Here is a 14,758-nt window from a genome sequence, read left to right as displayed (position 1 = left end):
AGAGATTGCAAACCCCATGCTGACGTTTTTCCATCCCGAGCAATTGCTGCACCATCCGCAGAGCTACTACTCGCGCGGCAAGATGCGCTCGCCGCAGGAGCTGCCCGCGCGGGCGCAGCGCCTGGTGCAGGCGGCAGAGGCGCTTGGCTTCGCGCTGCACGCCCCCGCTGACCACGGCCACGCGCCGCTCGCCGCCGTGCACGACCAGCCTTACCTGCAGTTCCTGCAGGACGCCCATGCCAGCTGGCGCGAGCTGCCGGAGGACTGGGGCGACGAGGTCATGTCCAATATCTTCGTGCGCGAGTCCAACGCCCTGCGCGGCGTGCTGGCGCAGGCCGCGCGCTATCTCGCCGACGGCAGCTGCCCGGTGGGCCTGAACACCTGGCGCTCGGCCTACTGGTCGGCGCAGAGCGCGGTGGCCGGCGCCCGGGCGCTGCTGGACGGCGAATGCAGCGCCTACGCCTTGTGCCGGCCGCCTGGCCATCATGCCCGGCGCGACGCGGCGGGCGGCTTCTGCTACCTGAACAATGCCGCGATCGCCGCCCAGGCCCTGCGCGCGCGCTTTGGCCGCGTGGCCATCCTCGATACCGACATGCACCACGGCCAGGGCATCCAGGAGATCTTCTACGACCGGGCCGATGTGCTCTACGTGTCGATCCACGGCGACCCTACCAATTTCTATCCGGTGGTCGCGGGCTTCGACGATGAGCACGGCCGCGGCGCAGGCGCCGGCCACAACCTCAACCTGCCGATGCCGCATCGTTCGCCCGAGTCAGTCTTCTTCGACAAGCTGGACACGGCGCGCGGCGCCATCGAACGCTTCCAGGCAGACGCGCTGGTGCTGTCGCTTGGCTTCGACATCTACCGCGAGGATCCGCAGTCGCTGGTGGACGTGTCCACCGAAGGCTTCGGCCGCCTCGGCCGCGCCGTTGCCGCACTGGGCCGGCCCACGCTGATCGTGCAGGAAGGCGGGTATCACCTCGATTCGCTCGCCGCCAATGCAAAGGCCTTCTTCCGCGGCATCCAACAGTCAGGGGCGGGCGCATGAACGCAATCACGATCAATGGCGAACGCCTGTGGCAAACGCTGATGGACCTGGCGCAGATCGGCGCCACGCCCAGGGGCGGCAATGCGCGCCTGGCCCTGACCGCGCTGGACGGGCAGGCGCGCGACCTCGTCACCGGCTGGATGCGCGATGCCGGACTGACGGTGCGCATCGATCGCGTGGGCAATATCTTCGGGCGCCGGGCGGGCCGCAACGACGCGCTCGCCCCGGTCACGACCGGCAGCCATATCGACACCCAGCCCACCGGCGGCAAGTTCGACGGATGCTATGGCGTCATGGCCGGGCTGGAAGTCATGCGCACGCTCAATGACCACGGCCTGACCACCGAGGCGCCGCTGGAACTGGCGATCTGGACCAATGAGGAAGGCGCGCGCTTCGTGCCGGTGATGATGGGATCGGGCGTGTTCGCCGGCGTTTTCCCGGAAGCCACCGCGTTGGCGGCAACGGACAACGCCGGCAAGTCCGTTGCCGGCGAACTCGCGGCGATCGGCTATGCGGGCACCGCGCCGGTCGGCCACAAGGTTGGCGCGTACGTCGAGGCGCATATCGAGCAAGGCCCGATCCTCGAGGCCGAGGACAAGGTCATCGGCGTGGTGACGGGATCCCTTGGCCTGCGCTGGTATGACGTCACGGTGACCGGCATGGAGGCGCATGCCGGCCCCACCCCCATGCCGCTGCGCCGGGACGCCCTGCATGGCGCGTCGTTCCTGTTCCAGGAAGTGACGAAGATCGCGAACGACTTTGCCCCCGATGGCCGGGGGACGGTCGGGGTGGTCAATGTCCACCCGTCTTCACGCAACGTCATCCCGGGGCGAGTGCAATTCAGCGTCGACCTTCGCCATCTCGATGGCGGCCAGCTTGACCGGATGGAAGCAAGGCTGCGCGCGGCGTGCGCGGCGCTGGCCAGCGGCGGCACGACAGGTGCCGCGCTGGCGGTGGAAGTCGAAGCGATCCAGCGCTTCGAGCCGACGCCCTTCGCGCCCGGGCTTGTGGCGCATGTCCGGCAGGCGGCCGCGGCGCGTGGCTACACGTATTGCGACATCGTTACCGGCGCGGGCCACGACGCGGTCTACCTGGCCAGGGTGGCGCCGACGGCAATGATCTTCGTGCCGTGCAAGGACGGCATCAGCCACAACGAGATCGAGGATGCCAGGCCCGAGCATCTCGAGGCGGGCGCCAATGTGCTGCTCGCTGCCATGCTGGCGCAAGCCCAGGGCTGAGCCCGGAAGGATCAGCCGGACAGGGAAGTGCCTGCGGGGTTACAGCTCGATCATGGCGAATTCGGCCTTGCCGACGTCGCATTCCGGGCAGCGCCAGTCCTCGGGGATGTCTTCCCAGCGCGTGCCGGGGGCGATGCCGTCTTCCGGCCAGCCCTGTTCTTCGTCGTAAACCCAGCCGCAGATCACGCACACCCAGGTCTTGTAGGCGACGGCGGCTTCCAGTTGATCCTGCTGCAAAACACACTCCTGAATCGGCTATGGAACGGATTGTCCGGGCCGAATCATACCGTTTTTCGTGGCCTTGCTTGCTGCACCGCCGCGCGGTGCGCCGCCGGCCAGTCAGCCCGAGAATCGTTCACGATCAGGAAATCCGCCCTGAGCGGGTGCTTCCCGAAGCCACCGCCTATTTTCTTCAGTCGTTATTTCCGGTTTGCGAGCAAATGTATGGTCGCTGTTTTGCGCCGGGGGTCGTTTTTGCGCCGCCACAGGCGTCTGGTACCTATTAGAAATAACTAATACTACACTTAATATTGCAAATGACTATTGCTCCATACATTGACCACGGGCCTGAATTGTCTGTGTCGGCAACACAACGCGAATTGCAACGACAATCATTCGCATTTATATTCCGACTCGCCCAGAGGAAGATCCCATTTTGACCCCTTTCGCGCAACACCGGCCCAGGCATATTCGTGCGTGGCGGCGCAGGACGGCTGGGCCCCGACCGCAGGGGTAGACCAAGACCATAACCATGAATCGCCGCACCCCCATTGCCACCGCGCTGCTCGCGCTGTGCGCCACGCCCGCCGCCACCCTCGCCCAGCAAGCTCCCGCACCTTCCGCCACCACCACGCAGGCAACGCCGGCCGCCACGCTGCCGGCAGTGGTGGTCAACGGCGAGGCCTCCCGCGGCGATTTCAACGCCGGCAAGGCGTCGCTGAGCAAGCTGCCCGCCGACCTGCGCGACGTGCCGCAGTCGGTCACCGTGGTGAACAAGGCGCTGATGGAATCGCAGGGCGTCAGCTCGCTGGCCGATGCGCTGCGCAACGTGCCGGGTATCACCATCGGCGGTGCCGAAGGCGGCCAGATCGGCAACAACATCAACCTGAACGGCTTCTCGGCGCGGACCGACATTTACCTGGACGGCTTCCGCGACCGCGGCCAGTACTATCGCGATACCTTCGCGCTCGAGCAGGTCGAGGTGCTGATGGGGCCGTCGTCGATGCTGTTCGGCCGCGGCTCCACCGGCGGCGTGATCAACCAGGTCAGCAAGAAGCCGACGCTGAAGGCCGCCACCGAGGTAACCGGCTCGGTCACCACCAACGGCCTGGTGCGCGCCACCGCCGACTACAACACGCCCACGGGCGACACCTCGGCGTTCCGCATCTCGGCCATGGCGCAGGACGGCAAGCCGAGCACGCGCGACGAGATGACGGTGCGGGACTTTGGCATCGCGCCGTCGTGGCGCACCGGCATCGGCACCTCGACCGAGATCACGCTGTCGGCGCTGCTGCAGCATAACCGTGACATGCCGGACTATGGCTTCTCGAACCTGAACGGCCATCCGACCAATGTCGACCGCAATACCTTCTACGGCTTCACCGACGACCGCACCATCCAGGACATCGCGTCGCTCAACGCCGGCATCACGCACAAGTTCTCGCCCAACCTGCGGCTGCGCAACCAGACGCAGTTCAACTACGTTGAGACCGATGCCCGCGAGACCGCGCCCAACTCGGTTGGCTCGGTCAGCGCCAGGGGCTTCACGCCGCTCACCACCAGCACGCTGCCGCTGGACCAGCTCTTTGTGCGCCTGCAGAGCCATGACCGCAAGATCCGTGACTACTCGATCTTCAACCAGACCGAACTGACCTCGATTTTCAACACCGGGCCGGTCAAGCACACGCTGCTGGTCGGGGCCGAGGTGGGCCACGACGGCTACAACAACCAGAACTACTTCCGCAATGGCAGCTGCAACGGCGTGCCGCTGAACCCCGCTGCCACCGCCACCGCCGCGGCTGGCACCTCCGGGTTCGTGGCCTGCGAGCCGCTGGTCAATCCCGGCTACACCGCCTCGCCGGGCAACGTGCCCACCAGCACCGGCAACCTGCAGGGCGGTTCGGCCAATACGCTGGCGGCCTACCTGAACGACTCGATCGAGTTCAGCAAGCAATGGAAGGCGGTGGCGGGCGTGCGCTACGACCGCTACATCGCCAGCATCAGCAACTTGGTCAACTCGACCAACACCCGGGGCAACACCGCACTGGCCAATGCCGAGCAGACGGTCAACTTCACCAGCGTGCGCCTGGGCGGCATCTGGCAGCCTACCGAGGCGCAGTCCTACTACGTCTCGTATGGCACCTCGTTCAACCCGTCGCTGGAGCAGCTGACCGGCACCGTGGGCCAGCAGAGCCTGGACCCGGAAAAGAACAAGTCCTATGAAGTGGGCGGCAAGTGGGACCTGATGGGCGGCGACCTGTCGCTGACGTCGGCACTCTTCCAGATCACCAAGGACAACGCCCGCAGCCAGATCGACGCCACCACCTATGCGCTGAGCGGCAAGATCCGCGTCAACGGCTTCCGCGCGGGCGCAACCGGGCGCATCACCAACCGCTGGCAGGTGTTTGCCGGCTACACCTACCTGGATGCCGAGATCGTCAACGGCGTTGCCGCCAACACCACCGGCAAGGTGCCGACCAACACGCCGAAGCACACCGCCACCGCCTGGACCAGCTACGCCTTCCTGCCCAACTGGGAAATCGGCGGCGGTGCCTTCTATATGTCGGAACGCTTTGCCAACAACACCAACACCGTCCAGGTGGGCAGCTTCGTGCGCTGGGACGGCATGCTGGCCTACCACCAGCCGAAGTACGATGTGCGGCTGAATCTGTTCAATATCTTCGACAAGAAGTATTACGATGCGCTGATTCAGTCCGACGGCGGACGGTCCGTACCCGGTACCGGCCGCACGGCGATGCTTTCGTTCACCTACCGGATGTAACCCGCGGCTGGCGGCCAACTGGCGCCGCCGGTCGTGGCGCCAGGAGCCCAATGCTAGTCGTCATCCCCAAAGTTCTCAGCGCCGAACAGGTCGGCGCCCTGCGCCAGCGCCTGGAGCAGGCCGGCGATGCCTGGGTGGACGGCCGCGTCACCGCCGGCTACTCGGGCGCGCCGGTCAAGTTCAACCAGCAGATCGACGAACGCTCGGAAGTGGCGCGGGAGTGCCAGCAGCTGATCCTGTCGATGCTGGAGCGCAATCCGCTGTTTATCAGCGCGGCGCTACCGAACATCGTTTATCCGCCGATGTTCAACCGCTACAGCGAAGGGATGACCTTCGGCGCCCATGTGGACGGCAGCGTGCGCATCCATCCGTACGACGGCCGCAAGCTGCGCACCGACATCTCGGCCACGCTGTTCCTGTCGGAGCTGGACAGCTACGACGGCGGCGAGTTGCAGGTGCAGGACACCTACGGTGCCCATTCGGTCAGGCTGGAGGCCGGCGACATGGTCGTCTATCCCGCCACCAGCCTGCACCAGGTCACCCCGATCACGCGCGGCGTGCGGCTGGCCAGCTTCTTCTGGATCCAGAGCCTGGTCCGGGACGATGCCCGGCGTGCGATGTTGTTCGATATGGACAATGCGATCCAGACCCTGAACCAGACCGGCGCCGATGAGGGGGCCCGGAGGACGCTGGTGGGGTGCTATCACAATCTGCTGAGGCAGTGGGGCGAAACGTGAGATCGGGGCGCCTCGCGGTGTGATGGCATGACACGCCCGCCATGCGGCGGGCGTGTCATGCGAATCGCCTCCCCCGGCGCTTACCCGCGGATGGAGAAATCCACCCGGTTGGGCGCGCCCTTGTCCTTGATGCCCTCGGCGCTGAGCTTGGGCGCGGTCAGGAACAGCCGGCTTTCCGGCACCTTGCCCTCGCGCTCGAGCGACTGCTTGACCACCAGCGCGCGTTGCTCGGCCAGGCGCTTCAGGTCGGCCTCGGTGACCGTGGCGTTGGCCATCAGCAGCTTTTCCATTTCCTCGGGCGGCAGGGATTTGGTGAAGCCGACGAAATTGCGCGGCTTCTTCATGGAAGTGCGCTTGTAGACCTGCTCCAGGTACTTCGGGTATTCCTGTTTCGAGACCTTGATCTCGGCGCCCTGCTCGCCGGCTTCGTCGTTACCGGCCTCGCCGCCCGCCTGTGCGCTGTCGCGCTGGTCGCGCCGCTTCTGCTCGGCCACGCGCGCATCCAGCCACGCGCGGCGCGCGCCGGCCTCGTCGCTGGCCGGGTCGATGCGGCCGCTGATTTCCAGCCGCAGCGACGGCCTGTCATTGAGCGCCTGGCCCAGCTTGGTGATCTTGTCCTTGGCCGCCGGCGTCAGCGTCGCGGTGCCGGGCGCGAACTCGACATAGCCCAGCTCCTCGCCCCCGCCGCCGCCAAAGGCCGAGGCGATCAGCGAGAACGGCGACGTGATCGCCTTGGTCAGCAGGTTGACGATCACGCGCACGATCACGCCGCCGATGCTGAACTCCGGATCCGACAGCGAGCCCGACACCGGCAGGTTCACGTCGATCACACCGTTGCGGTCCTTCAGCAGCGACACCGCCAGCAGCACCGGCAGCTTGGTCGCATCCGGGCTGTCGACGCGCTCGCCGAAGGTGAGCTGGTCCAGGAACAGGTGGTTGCTCGCATCAAGCTTGCCGTTCTCGATCTTGTAGGCCACGTCCACCGTCAGCTTGCCCTTGGTGATCGGGTAGCCGGCGTACTTGGCCGCATACGGCGTGAGCCGGGTCAGTTCCACGCCCGAGGCCTTGGCGGCAATGTCCAGGAACAGCTGCTCACCCAGCGGATTGAGCTTGCCGCTGATATTGACCGGCGCATCGTCGTCGATGCGGCCATCCAGCACCAGGTCGGCCGGGGTGGGGTCGCCCGACGACACCTTGGACACCTTGCCCTTCATGCCGGTCAGGTTGGCCGAGTAGTTGGGCTTGACGAAGAAGTCCGAGAAATTGATGTTGCCCTTCTCGAGCGAGACCCCGCCGATGCGCACCTGCGGCTTGGGCCCGCCCGGCTTCTGCTCCACCTGGGCCGTGCGCGTATCGCCGACCTGCACCGGCGGCGTTGCCGGCGCCGATGCCGGGCTGGCCTGCGTCAGGCTGGTGGACGGCGCTGCCTCGCCCTTCGCGGCGCCACCGGCCATCACGTCCTGCAGGTTCAGGCGGCCGTTGGCGTTCAGGATCACGCGGGCATAGAAGTCAGACAGCGCGACATTGCCCAGGCTCACGCGCATCGGCCCCTTGCTCTCGTCCATGGCAAAGTCGATGCCCGACACCGCCAGCGAGCGCCAGCGCAGGAAGTCGTCGCCGCTGACGCGGTCCACCGTGCGCACGTTGCCGGTTTGCACGTTGCCGCTGAACTGCGCGGCAATGGGCTTGCCGGTTGGCGCATCGAGATTGAGCTTACCCTTTACCGTCAGCGTGCCGGTGCGCAGGGCGGCGTTGAAGCGGTCAGCCAGGTAGGGCTGCAGCGGGCTCACCTCCACCTCGCGCAGGTCCAGCTGCAGCCGGCTGGCAGGGACGGCCGGCAACACCGTGCCATCGACGCCGATCACGCCGCGGCGACCGGATTCGGCATGCAGCTTGAGCGGTACCGGCGCCGGCGTCAGCGGCCAGGCGACGGCGCCGGTACTCAGCGCGATATTGCTGAACTGGTGGATCACCGGGCGGCCGCGGTTGGCCTCGGCCGGCTGGTAGTCCGCCAGGCGCGCGCTGCCGCCGTCAACGGTGACCTTGCCGATGTTGGCCTTCCAGCCGCCGGGGGCTGGCGCGCCGTTGGTGGTGGCTGCGGCCGGTGCGGCCTGGCGCGGCGTGGCGCGCGCCTGCTGTGCCGATTCCGTGGCCCACAGTCGCGCCATCTCGATCAGCTGGCCGCGGTGGTCGCGCGTGGCGGCGATCTGCGGCTGTGCCAGCGTGACCTGGCTGGTGGCGAAGGTCTGTTTGGCGAGGTCGAACTGGATATCTTCCAGCACCAGCTTTTCCGCGCGCAGCAGCGGCAGGTTGGCGCCTTCGCGGTCGGCGGCGGCGCGCTCGCGTTCGCGGCGGCTGGCGTTGCCGTTGGCGGTGGCTCGCTCCTGCGTGTCAGCGCCGGCGCGGGCGGCCGCGGATACCGGCATCGTCACCGGCTCGCGCGTCGCGACATAGAGCGGCGCCAGCTCCAGCCGCGACTTTTCCAGCACGAACTGGAACTGCGGCGTGGCCCACGCCATGCGGTAGTGCAGCTCGGCATTGACCGCGGTCTCGCCGAACTGGCTGCGCAGCTCGCGCGGCCACCACGCGGCAAACCCTTGCGGGCGCAGGCCGTTGGTTTCCAGCGTGCCGGCCAGCGTGCCGTCGCGCAGCAACAGGTCGCCGGTATGGTGCAGCGTCTGGCCGTCGGCCACGGTCAGCGTGGCATCGATGCGGGCCGGCTTGTCGCCTTCCGTGCCGGCAAAGCCCTTGACCTCGGCATCGAGCGGGCCGAGCGCAAGCTTGCCCGGGCCCGACGGCGCCAACGCGTCTTCAAACCCCAGCCTGGCCTGCTTCACGACGATGCGGTCGACCGCGTAGCGCCATGGCACGTCCTTGGCTGCCGTGGCCGGCGCCGCCGCGGGCGTTGCCTGGGCGCCTGACGCCGCGACGGGCGCGGATGCCGGTGCCGGCGCGGGCGCCACGCCATCCGTGGATTTGCTGACCGCCTGCGGCAGGAACGCCGTGGCCAGGTTCAGCGAGCCATCCGCGCGCCGCGCGGCTTCCACGCCGAGCCCTTCGATCTCCACGCTGCGCAACTGCGCGCGATGGGCCAGCGGCTCGAGCTTGCCGATATCCACCGCCAGGCGGCCGCTCTTGACCAGCGGCTGGCCGGCGCGCGTGACGACCTCGGCATCGCGCAACGCGGCCGTGCCCATCACCAGCATCTCCTGCGTGTCCTTCTGCTGGCGGAAGGCCACGATCAGGCGCGTATCGAGCTTGCCGGACTTGACCTCGGCATCGCGCAGCGGCGGCGCGAACGCCATCAGCCGCGCGACCTCCAGGCCGTCAAGGTTGACGTTGAGCCGGGTCTGGCGCGAATCGGCAAACGGCAGCACCTCGCCATCCAGCGCCAGCGGCGTGCCGTTGACCTGTGCGCTCAGCGTGGGCCGCGTCACGATCTCGACGTCATGCGGCAGGTTCGACAGGAACGGCAGGGTCAGCGTCAGGTTGTCGACGCGCAGGCTGGAACCGAGCTGCTTGTCGTCATAGCTGAAGCTGGTGCCGGTGACCGCGATGTTGTTGACCGAGAAGCGCGCCGGCTTGGCATCGGCCGGCTTGGGCGGCAGGGCCGCGAACTTGTCCTGGACATCGGCAAAGCTCATGCGGCCGTCGGCGCCGCGCAGCACGTGCACGGCCAGCCGGTCGACATGCAGGTTGTCCACCACCGGCGCCAGGTGCCAGACCGAGGCCAGCGAGGTATTGGCCTCGGCCTCGCCCAGCGTCAGCGCGGGGGTCTTGCCGTCGCGCTCATAGATGGTGAGATCAGTCAGCGTGGCCGCCAGCTCGAACGGGCGCACGTGGGCCTTGCCCAGCGTGACCTTGCGCCCCAGCGCCTCGGTCGCGTTCTTTTCAATCAGGTATTTGAGCAGCGGCGGGCCGCCAAAATACCCCGCCAGCCCGAACACCGCGAGCGCCGCGACCACGCCGCCAGCGACGCGCGTCGCCAGCCGGCCGCGTGGCGTGGCAGCCACTGCCTGGATGGATTGCTTGAAAGCCATGTCGTTCCAGAAGATCTGACCCCGCATTCCGATGCTGCACGATGGTTTGTGCCCCGGATTTCACATTTTTCGACATTATGGCAACGGTTTCGGACAAAGCAAAGAAATCAGATTTGACCCCTCAACGCTGCATGGGCCGATCTGGTATCTTTACGTCCCTTGCGAAGCGTTTCGTCGCAAGCCTGCGGCTTACCCGCCACATCGTGCCTGCCTCCCCTGCGCTGTACCCTCCGGCCACACCCATCACGTATTCCGTGCTGCGCGCTTCGCATGCGATCTCTTCCATGCGAGTCCATTCATGTCTACCACCAGCAGTATCGCCGCGGGTGTCGGCGCGCCGCGAGCCAGCGCGCGCCCGCTGACCGGCCAGGATTACAAGACCCTTGCCCTTGCCGCGCTTGGCGGCGCCCTTGAGTTCTACGACTTCATCATCTTCGTTTTTTTCGCGACGGTCATCGGGCAGCTGTTCTTCCCGCCGTCGGTGCCGGACTGGCTGCGACAGTTGCAGACCTTCGGCATTTTCGCGGCCGGCTACCTGGCCCGGCCGCTGGGCGGCATCATCATGGCGCACTTCGGCGACCTGCTCGGCCGCAAGAAGATGTTCACGCTGTCGATCCTGCTGATGTCGGTGCCCACGCTGCTGATGGGCCTGATGCCCACCTACCAGTCGATCGGCCTGGCCGCGCCGGTGCTGCTGCTGGTGCTGCGCATCCTGCAAGGCGCGGCCGTCGGGGGCGAAGTGCCCGGTGCCTGGGTGTTCGTATCGGAGCACGTGCCGGCGCGCCATGTCGGCTATGCCTGCGGCACGCTGACCGCGGGGCTGACTGCCGGCATCCTGCTGGGCTCGCTGGTCGCCACCGGCATCAACAGCGTCTTCACCCCGGCCGAGCTGGCCGACCACGGCTGGCGCGTGCCGTTCCTGATCGGCGGCGTGTTTGGCATCGCCTCGATGTACCTGCGGCGCTGGCTGCATGAGACGCCGGTTTTCGCCGAACTGCAGAAGCGCAAGGCGCTGGCCGCGGAAATGCCGCTGAAGTCGGTGGTGCGCAACCACCGCGGCAGCGTCGCGGTGTCGATGATGCTGACCTGGATGCTGTCGGCCGGCATCGTGGTGGTGATCCTGATGACGCCCACTTTCCTGCAGAAGCTGTATGGCTTTGACGCGCGCACGGCGCTGGTGGCCAACAGCATCGCCACGCTGTGCCTGACAGTCGGCTGCGTCGTCTCCGGCGCGCTGGCCGACCGCATCGGCGCGCGCCGCACGCTGTTCTTCGGCGGCCTGCTGCTGGCCATCTGCGCCTACGCGTTCTACACCACGATCTTCACCCGCCCCGACCTGCTGCTGCCGCTCTATGCGCTGGCCGGCTTCCTGGTCGGCACCATCGGCGCGGTGCCGTTCGTGCTGGTCAATGCGTTCCCGGCGCAGGTGCGCTTCTCGGGCCTGTCATTCTCGTACAACGTGTCATATGCGATCTTCGGCGGGCTGACGCCGATGGTCGTCATCGCTGATGCTGAAGCAGGATCCGCTGGCGCCGGCCCACTATGTGGTCGCGCTGTGCGTGCTGGGCGTGGTGACCGCGCTGTTCGTCAAGGACCGCTCGCGCGGCTGACCCTGCTGCTGCAAAGAAAAAGGGAGGGCAGGCGCCCTCCCTTTTTTCATGCGTGCTTCATGCGCATTGGTGCTGCCGGGCTTCAGCGCCGGTGCTGGGTGAAGAACTGCCACATCATCGAGCTGGCATCCGGGCCGATATCGCTGTGGTAGCCATAGCTGGCGTCGCCGCCGCTCCAGGCGTGGCCCAGGCCCTCCACTTCCACCAGCGTCACCAGGTCGCGGCGCCAGCGGCCGAAGCGGTATTCATGGGACCGGCCCGGCGCTTCGTCCTCCGGGTTGGACTGCGCGGGCGTACCGGCGAGCCGGTCTTCCAGGCCGTTGTAGGCCAGGAACTGCCGCGCCAGCAAACGGCCATTGACCGGATGCACGGCATCGTCGGCCAGGCCGTGGATCACCAGCGCGGGCATCTCGGGACCGCCCGGCGTCACGCCGGCGGCATCCAGCAGCCATGACGGATCGGCGGCCGACCCTTGCTGCATCGCCCGCAAGCCGGCGCGCGGGTTGTCGGCCGCGCCGATGACCACGCCGGAATGCAGGGCCGCGGCCGCCACCTTGCGCGGGTAGCGCAACGCCACCACCGCGGCCATGGCCGCGCCGGCGGACATGCCGGACAGGTAGATCTCGCGCTCGCGCACGTCGTGGCGCGCGGCCAGCGTATCGATCAGCGCGGCCACCGCCTGCGCCTCGCGTCCGCCCTCGGCGGCACCCAGGTCGAACCACTGCCAGCAGCGCTGCACTTGGCGCCGCAATGGCTGTTGCGGGTAGGCCACGATAAATCCCTCGCGCTCGGCCAGCGCATTCATGCGGGTGCCGGCCGACAGGTCATCCGGCGTCTGGCGGCAGCCATGCAGCACCACCACCACCGGCAACGGGCCGCGATGGGCCTTGGACGGTATGTAGAGGTGATACGAGAGTTGCGGCACCAGTTCGCCCGGCAGCGGCGCCAGGCGCAGCCGGTGCGCCTGCCAGGTACCGGGCAGGAAATCCGGCGCGGGTGCCGGCCGGGCGGACCGGATTTTGCCCGGCGGGCCGGCAGGCCGAGCCGGTGTGAGCGGATTCAACGAATCCATGCGGTCCAGCCAGGACTTCACCTGGGCTTCCGTGCGGGCTTGCGCACGGCTCAGTCGCCGGATCCGCGCGTGCCAGTCAGCGGCAAGGCTTTTGGTCATGAGGACTCCTGGTCGTGTGACGGAATCTCCCCCTACACCTTTATTGTTGCGTTGCAGCATATCACAACCCGCATTACACCTGCCGGCGTGCTCCCGCCGTGATTGCACAAACGCAACGCGCCTTGCCCCCGCGATGCGAAATTTCTAAATTAGCCATACGAAAGAATGCAGATCCCAGCGAGATAGCTTGCGTTGCCGGCGCCTTATACTTGGCCATCGCCACCGGAGGACAATGACACCATGCCGGACAGCGGCGCCTCAGCCTGCCTGCTCTGCCTCTTTCGCCACGTTTGCCATAGCACCGGGGCGCAGGCCCCCCTGGCGCACGCGCCGATGGCGCTGCAGCCGGAGCGGGTGGAAGTGCGCACCGGCGAGCATGTGTTCCGCCAGGGCCGCCCTGCGCTGACGGTCTACCCCCTGCGCCATGGCAGCGCCAAGCAGGTCTATGAATCGCCGCTGGGCTGGCGGCAGGTAACGGGTTTTTCGCTGCCCGGCGATGTGCTGGGGCTTGAGCCGCATGAAGGCCCGGTCCACGGGACCAGCGCCATCGCGCTGCAGGACTCGGTGGTTTGTGCGGTATCGGTCGAATCCCTGCGCGCGCTCATGCAGGCCGCCCCATTCCGTGAACCGGTGCTGGACGCGATGCGCCGCAATGCCGAGCGCGAACGCGTGCTGCTGGTGGCAGTGGGATCGATGAGGGCGCCGCAGCGCCTGGCCATGCTGCTGCTCGACCTCGCCGGCGAGCAGGCGCGCCGCGACGGCAACCGCGACGGAGCGCTGACGCTGGCCATGTCGCGCACGGACATCGCCAGCCTGCTCGGGCTGACCCTGGAAACGGTGTCGCGGCTGCTGTCGCGCTTTGCCTCGGTCGGGCTGATCTCGGTGCGCCAGCGGCACCTGCGCATCATCGACCGCGACGGGCTGGCCTCGGTCTACGCCGACCTGGACGCGGCCCCTCAGGCGGCCAGATCAGAAGCCTACGGCGGGGAGTTCGGCGAACCCCGGCTGGCCTGACGGCCGGCCGAGGCTCAGGGGCCGAGGGCTCAGCGGTCCGCCACGCGCTGCCAGCCGGCAGGCGAAAAACTGCGGATAGTCCTGGCGCGCGATGCCGTGCCGGACCCGAGGTCGCGCTCATAGAACACACGGTCGCTGCCGAGCATGAAGGAATGCACGCCGGTATCGCCATAGCGGGCCGGCCAGGCAATCAGCCCGTACTTGGCGTCGCTGCCCTTGGCCGGCGGCAGGATCCGGTAGTGGTAGCCGTAAAAAGCGTCTGCGGCAGGCGTATCCGGGCCCATTGCCAGCGCATCCGGGCCGATCGGGCTCGCGTCCTGCTCGCTGGCCGCGGGCCAGTACAGGCCGTTGGTCTTGCCCGGCGCGCTGATCAACTGGGCGGCGTAGCGCCCCTGCCCCACCTGCTCTGCGTAGCGCTGCTGGGCATCGGCCAGCTGCAGCAGCGTTTCCATCGCCACCAGTTCATTGCGCCCGAGCCGGCGGCGGCGCACTTCCTGCTGGCCGGCGCGCAGGTCGAACTGCCAGCCGTCCTTCTGCTTCGCCAGCGGCACGGGGAACGTCCATCCGCTCTGCCCGACCGCGATCAGCGCGCGGCGCTCGCCATCGGGCTGCACGGCATGGTGGCGCGCCCAGGCGCCAAGGAATTCGTAGACGTCGTCCCGGTCGATGGCGCCCTGCGGCACCAGCAACTGGTATTGCTTGCCCAGCACGCGCTGCAGGGCGTCGCCGTCGCTGCGCGCGATGGCATCGCCCAGCGCCTCGGCGGCCGCGTCAGGACTCGGGAACACCTGCTGGGCCATCGCCGGCAGGCCCAGGGACAGGGCCGCGGCCGCCACCAGCGTGCGCAGCGCGCGCGCTCCGGCTGCAGCAGAGAATGGGCTACCGGTCATGCACATCAT

The 14,758-nt window shown here is 67.7% G+C and carries 9 protein-coding genes and 1 pseudogene; 6 read left to right on the top strand and 4 right to left on the bottom strand.

Annotated elements, in window-relative coordinates:
* The first annotated feature begins 16 nt into the window (after window positions 1-16).
* Complete coding sequence (locus RS901_RS24060) at window positions 17-1,048, top strand: histone deacetylase family protein (protein WP_316156642.1); 1,032 nt, start codon at window positions 17-19, stop codon at window positions 1,046-1,048.
* Window positions 1,045-2,286, top strand: coding sequence for a Zn-dependent hydrolase (locus RS901_RS24055; protein WP_316156640.1), 1,242 nt, complete (start codon window positions 1,045-1,047; stop codon window positions 2,284-2,286). The genes RS901_RS24060 and RS901_RS24055 overlap by 4 nt, the downstream gene beginning before the upstream one ends.
* Window positions 2,287-2,325: 39 nt before the next feature.
* On the opposite strand, the gene RS901_RS24050 is transcribed toward RS901_RS24055, so the two are convergent.
* Window positions 2,326-2,523 carry a rubredoxin gene (locus tag RS901_RS24050; RefSeq protein ID WP_011617624.1) on the bottom strand — a complete coding sequence of 66 codons (198 nt, stop codon included), beginning with the start codon at window positions 2,521-2,523 and terminating at the stop codon, window positions 2,326-2,328.
* A 514-nt stretch (window positions 2,524-3,037) separates the two neighbouring features.
* Between RS901_RS24050 and RS901_RS24045 the strand changes: the two genes are divergently transcribed.
* Window positions 3,038-5,287 carry a TonB-dependent siderophore receptor gene (locus tag RS901_RS24045; RefSeq protein ID WP_316156635.1) on the top strand — a complete coding sequence of 750 codons (2,250 nt, stop codon included), beginning with the start codon at window positions 3,038-3,040 and terminating at the stop codon, window positions 5,285-5,287.
* Window positions 5,288-5,337: 50 nt separating this feature from the next.
* Complete coding sequence (locus tag RS901_RS24040) at window positions 5,338-6,024, top strand: Fe2+-dependent dioxygenase (protein WP_316156634.1); 687 nt, start codon at window positions 5,338-5,340, stop codon at window positions 6,022-6,024.
* An 80-nt stretch (window positions 6,025-6,104) separates the two neighbouring features.
* Here the strand turns inward: RS901_RS24040 and RS901_RS24035 are convergent, their stop codons facing one another.
* A complete protein-coding gene (locus tag RS901_RS24035) occupies window positions 6,105-10,091 on the bottom strand; it encodes a DUF748 domain-containing protein (RefSeq protein ID WP_316156632.1) in 3,987 nt (1,328 codons plus the stop codon).
* Window positions 10,092-10,362: 271 nt separating this feature from the next.
* Here RS901_RS24035 and RS901_RS24030 point away from each other — a divergent pair.
* A pseudogene (locus RS901_RS24030) lies at window positions 10,363-11,674 on the top strand (MFS transporter).
* A gap of 82 nt (window positions 11,675-11,756) precedes the next feature.
* Here RS901_RS24030 and RS901_RS24025 read toward each other — a convergent pair.
* Window positions 11,757-12,845 carry an extracellular catalytic domain type 1 short-chain-length polyhydroxyalkanoate depolymerase gene (locus RS901_RS24025; RefSeq protein ID WP_316156630.1) on the bottom strand — a complete coding sequence of 363 codons (1,089 nt, stop codon included), beginning with the start codon at window positions 12,843-12,845 and terminating at the stop codon, window positions 11,757-11,759.
* Between the two features lie 240 nt (window positions 12,846-13,085).
* On the opposite strand from RS901_RS24025, the gene RS901_RS24020 reads away from it, so the two are divergent.
* The gene (locus RS901_RS24020) at window positions 13,086-13,859 is read left to right on the top strand and encodes a Crp/Fnr family transcriptional regulator (protein ID WP_316156628.1); all 774 of its coding nucleotides are present in this window, start codon (window positions 13,086-13,088) and stop codon (window positions 13,857-13,859) included.
* 29 nt (window positions 13,860-13,888) lie between these two features.
* Here the strand turns inward: RS901_RS24020 and RS901_RS24015 are convergent, their stop codons facing one another.
* Window positions 13,889-14,758 (bottom strand): DUF2950 domain-containing protein, encoded by an 870-nt coding sequence (locus tag RS901_RS24015; protein WP_316156626.1) that lies wholly within the window; start codon window positions 14,756-14,758, stop codon window positions 13,889-13,891.

It is taken from the genome of Cupriavidus sp. BIC8F, from assembly GCF_032465815.1.
In the GTDB taxonomy this organism is placed as follows: Bacteria; Pseudomonadota; Gammaproteobacteria; order Burkholderiales; family Burkholderiaceae; genus Cupriavidus; species Cupriavidus necator.
This window is presented reverse-complemented; position numbering and strand designations above follow the sequence as displayed.